This is a genomic window from Streptomyces phyllanthi, assembly GCF_009377205.1.
Lineage (GTDB): Bacteria > Actinomycetota > Actinomycetes > Streptomycetales > Streptomycetaceae > Streptomyces > Streptomyces phyllanthi.
On record NZ_VJZE01000584.1, the window covers coordinates 1 to 4,799 of the forward strand.

The following is a 4,799-nucleotide window of genomic DNA, read 5'->3' on the forward strand; positions in this document are numbered from 1 at the left end:
GGCACGCACGACCGGGCGGACCCGAATGGGGACGGGTCCGCCCGGCCTCGGGCCCTGACGGCTCGTGAACGTCAGGGCCTTGTACGCAGAGCTTTTAGCGGGGACTTATTCGAGAAGCTCCGCGTACGAGCCCATGGCGAGAGCGATGTCCGCCTGGGCCCAGAACCGGTGGTACGTGAAGGACGGCGCGGCCCCGCCCGCGAGGTACGCCTCGATCTTCGACCAGGCCGGGTCGTCCTCGTAGAACGAGCGGATCGAGTCGAAGGTCGACGAGGAGTTGATCGCGTCGCCGTTCGGCATGGTGCCGGTCCAGCCGCTCGGGATGTACACGGGGTCGTCGAAGCGGTTGTAGTCGGCGCGGGTCTCCGGGACGGCGATACCGAGCGCGTCCTGGTGGTTGTCCCACATGCCGTCCAGCAGCGCCTTCGCCACCCGCGCCGCCTCGGTGTCACCGGAGCGGTCGGCGTAGTACGTCAGCGTCTTGGCGTACGCCGCCGCCACGCCCACGTCGTCGGTGTAGTCGGCGACGGTGACGTGCAGCCCGCTGTTCGAGCCGGGGTTCGAGGCGTTCCAGGTGTCGGGCGCACCCGACCACTGGAGCGTCGACGGGATGCGGTAGGTGCCGTCCGGGTTGACCGTGGTCCTGGACAGCGCCCAGTCGACCCACTTGTCGAGGACGGTCTTCGCGGCCGCGTTGCCCGTCTGCTGGTAGTACTCGGCGACCCGCTCCATGGACCACGCCTGGAAGCCGAACCACTGGTTGGACGGCGGGTCGTGGTACACGGGCTTCTCGTCGTAGAACATGCCGTAGAAGGTGGGCTTCCCGGCCGGCGGGGTCGCGTACCGCCCGCCCCAGCTGTTGGTCGCGCCGCCCGCGATGGCCCCCTCGTTCGACTGGAGCCAGCGGTAGAACTCGATCTGCCGGTCGAGGGACTTCGCCCAGTCCGCCTGTCCTGTGGCCGACTTGGGCTTCAGCGGCGCGTAGTTGGCGAGCGCGTACGCGGCGAGGGGGTTCTGGTAGCCGCCGTGCGCGTGGCTGGAGCCGATGCGCCAGGCCCAGCCCGCCGAGGAGTCGGTGGCGCCGCCCCACGCGTAGTACCAGGACAGCAGGTAGTGCGAGGAGTCCTTGCCGGTGCCCGCCGGGCAGGACGAGGCCCCCACACAGTTGCCGATCTTCTTGTAGTACTTGTCGTACATCGCGTAGCGCAGGTAGTCGCCCATCTTCGCCGCCTTGCCGACGACCGCGGAGACGTCCGACCCCTTGCCCTGCTGCTTCGCCCAGATGTCCGCCCAGTACGCGGCCTGTACGGCACGCGCGTCGGCGTCGGGGGCGTTGGTGAACTTCCACTGCTTGGCGTACGACGCGTCACCCGTGAACAGGTCCAGATAGCCGTTCCTGCCGCCGTACTTGAAGGCGTCGCAGGTGGGCTGGGGGACCGTCTCCCACACCGACTCCTGCGGACCGCGCTGGAAGGTGTTGATGTACGACGGTCCGGTGTCCGACGGGCCGGCCTCGCACTTGCCGGGCGAGTTGCCGTAGCCGTAGACGTTGTCGACGTCCTGCAGCCAGTGCATGCCGTACACGTCGTCCGTGCCGTACGCGCTCTTCAGCTCGGCGGCGATCGGGTCCTGGCCGACCGGGACCCCGGTGTCGAGCTTCGCCGGGTACTCGTTCGGGGTGTCGTGCTCGGGGGCGTAGGTCGCCGGCTTGGAGGCGTTGTAGAACGAGTTGGTCGGCTGGTCGGCATGGGTGGGGATCATGTACTTCTCCATGATCTCCCAGGCCCCGTTGAACCTGGACCAGTCGCCCGTCACCTTGCCGTACATGGCCTGGAGCCACAGGAGGTAGCTGTACGCCTCCGAGGTGGTCTCATGGCCGTGGTCCGGCGCCTCGACGATCAGTGTCTCCACCGAGTGGTAGGGGATGCCCTCGGGGGAGAAGTAGCCGTTCGCCGGGTTGGTGATCTTGCCGTACATCTCCAGGAAGCGGGCGTCGTACTCCTTCGACGCGGCCAGCTGGGTCACGGTGACCGCGGCCTTGGCGTGCCCGGTGGCCGTGGACTCGAAGACCGCCGAGCCGGTGCCGGAGGAGTCGGCGGTGACGGTCACCTTCTGCGCGGTGTTCCAGTTCTGCGGGGTGAAGGTGAGCGAGGCACCACCGGTGACCGTGAGGCCCGAGTTGCCGCTCGCGCGGGCGCTCGTGACGGTGACGTTCCCCGACGGCTGTGTCGAAAGTTTCACCTCGTACGTGCCCGACTTGCCCTGCTGCACCCCCAGTTGGGGCGGCGAGGCCACCACGGCGGGACCCGAGGCGACCGTGATGCCGACCGGCGTGGAGTCCGCCGAGGCGCCCAGGCTGTCGTACGCCTTGGCCACCAGGGAGTGGCTGCCCACGGCCAGGCTGGTGACCGACAGCGTGTAGGGCGAGCTCGTGTCCGTGCCCAGCAGCCTGGTGTCGTCGTAGAACTCGACCTTGCTGATCGTCGCCCCGTCGGCGGCCGCGGCGGTGGCGGCGAGCGGTACCGCGTCGCCCTGCGAGTAGACGGCGCCCGCGGCCGGGCTGGTCAGCACGGCGACCGGCGGCTGGTGCGCGCCGGCGCAGGTCGTGCCGTTGATCGCGAAGTTGGTGGGCGCGGCGTTGGTGCCGCTGTAGGTGAACTGGCCACCCGTGCTGACGGCGGCCCCGGCGGCGATCGTCCCGTTCCAGGACGCGTTCCTCACCGTCACCGTCGTGCCGGACTGCGACCAGGTGCCGCTCCAGCCGTTGGTGAGCTTCTGGTTGCCCGTGTAGTCGTACGTCAGGGTCCAGCCGGAGATCGCTTCCGTGCCCCGGTTGTTGATCGTGAGCTCGGCCGTGAAACCGGAGCCCCAGTCATTGGTCTTGTAGTCGACACTGCACTGAACTGCCGCTGCCTGAGCGGGAGTTGAACCCGAACTCAGCATGGTGAACGGGAGCGCGAGGGCCGCCGCGACGGCGGTCCACAGCCGCCGCGTGCGATGTCTCCGTCTGGGGTGCATTGCTGGTTCCTCTCTGCGGCTCGAGGAAGTGGGGGGAGGAGCAACAAGCCTTGAACCAGTGGGAGCGCTCCCATATTGAGGAGGGGTGTGGTAGGGGTCAAGGTGCTTGAAGAGTCGAAAAGATTCGATGAGCGCAAGATGGCGCCACCTCTGTTCTTTACCGACACTTGGCGCTACCTTCGCCCATTACCAGTGGGAGCGGTTCCAACAGTCGACGCGCCGGCCACGGCGCGCCCGAGCTGCAAGGAGTCGCTCATGCGACACCCCCCGCGTTCAGGTTTTTTACTCGTTGCCGCCGGGGTCGCCCTTGTGGGGACCGCTGTGGCTCCGGTGGTCACGGCGTCAGGGGCCGCGCCCGCCTGCACGGTGGAGTACTCCGTCACCAGCCAGTGGGACGCCGGTTTCCAGGGCGCCGTGAAAATCACCAACAACCAGTCCGCACTGAGCAGTTGGAGTCTGACCTTCGACTTCGCGGGCGGTCAGAAGGTCACCCAGGGCTGGAGCGCCCGGTGGTCCCAGTCCGGTACGACGGTCACCGCGGCCAACGAGAGCTGGAACGGCTCGCTGGGCTCGGGGGCGAGCGTCAGTGCCGGGTTCATCGCCACGAGGTCGGGGAGCAACCCGGTACCCACGGCGTTCAAGCTCAACGGGACGACGTGCAACGTGGACGCGGAGCCCTCACCGGACCCGACGAGCCCGGGCCCGACCGACCCCGGCCCGACGGACCCGCCGCCGAGTGACGGTCCGCCGGTGCTCGAGGTGTCGGGCAACAAGTTCACCGACCAGAGCGGCGCCACCCGGCGGCTGCTCGGGGTCAACCGCTCCGGCGGCGAGTTCGCGTGCGTCCAGGGCAACGGCATCTGGGACGGACCGGTCGACGACGCCTCGGTCAGGGCGATCGCCGACTGGAACGTCAACACCGTGCGCATCCCGCTCAACGAGGAGTGCTGGCTCGGGCTGTCCAACATCAGGCCCGAGTACGCGGGCGCCAACTACATCAACGCCGTCAAGGACCTGGTGGCGAAGGTGAAGGCGCACGGCATGACGCCGATGGTCGAACTGCACTGGACCTGGGGCCAGTACACGGGCAACTCGGCGGGCTGCTCCGACGTGCACGCCAGCTGCCAGAAGCCGATGCCCAACATGCAGTACACCCCGGCCTTCTGGACCTCGGTGGCGAACACCTTCAAGGACGACCCGACCGTCGTCTTCGACCTGTTCAACGAGCCGTACCCGGACCGCGCCACCTCCACGGCCACCCAGGCGTGGACCTGCTGGCGCGACGGCGGCACCTGCCCCGGCATCACCTACCAGGTCGCCGGCATGCAGGACCTGATCGACGCCGTCCGCGGCACCGGCGCCAGGAACGTGATCCTGGCCGGCGGGATCGCGTACTCCAACGACCTGAGCCAGTGGCTGACGTACAAGCCCAGCGACCCGACGGGCAATCTCGCCGCGGCCTGGCACGTCTACAACTTCAACACCTGCTCCACCGAGAGCTGCTGGGACTCGACGCTCGCGCCGGTCGCCGCCCAGGTCCCGCTGGTGGCGGGCGAGATCGGTGAGAACACCTGTGCGCACTCCTTCATCGACCGCGTCATGAACTGGTTCGACGCCCGGAACCTCTCGTACCTGGGCTGGACCTGGAACACCTGGAACTGCAACTCCGGGCCGGCCCTGATCTCCGGTTACGACGGCACTCCCACGTCCTTCGGCATCGGGCTGCGCGACCATCTGCGCTCCCTCGACGGATGACCCTCACCCCCAGCCCCCACTACGGA

The 4,799-nt window shown here is 68.4% G+C and carries 2 protein-coding genes; one reads left to right on the plus strand and one right to left on the minus strand.

The genetic code is table 11. The features are described 5' to 3' along the window. Nucleotides 1–105 precede the first annotated feature (105 nt). Nucleotides 106–3,018, minus strand: coding sequence for a glycoside hydrolase family 48 protein (locus tag FNH04_RS41355; protein ID WP_152791367.1), 2,913 nt, complete (start codon nt 3,016–3,018; stop codon nt 106–108). A gap of 255 nt (nt 3,019–3,273) precedes the next feature. Here FNH04_RS41355 and FNH04_RS41360 point away from each other — a divergent pair, with 255 nt between their 5' ends. Continuing rightward, nucleotides 3,274–4,773: a cellulase family glycosylhydrolase gene (locus tag FNH04_RS41360; RefSeq protein WP_152791369.1), complete on the plus strand. Its 1,500-nt coding sequence runs from the start codon at nt 3,274–3,276 to the stop codon at nt 4,771–4,773. The last annotated feature ends 26 nt before the right edge of the window (nt 4,774–4,799 follow it).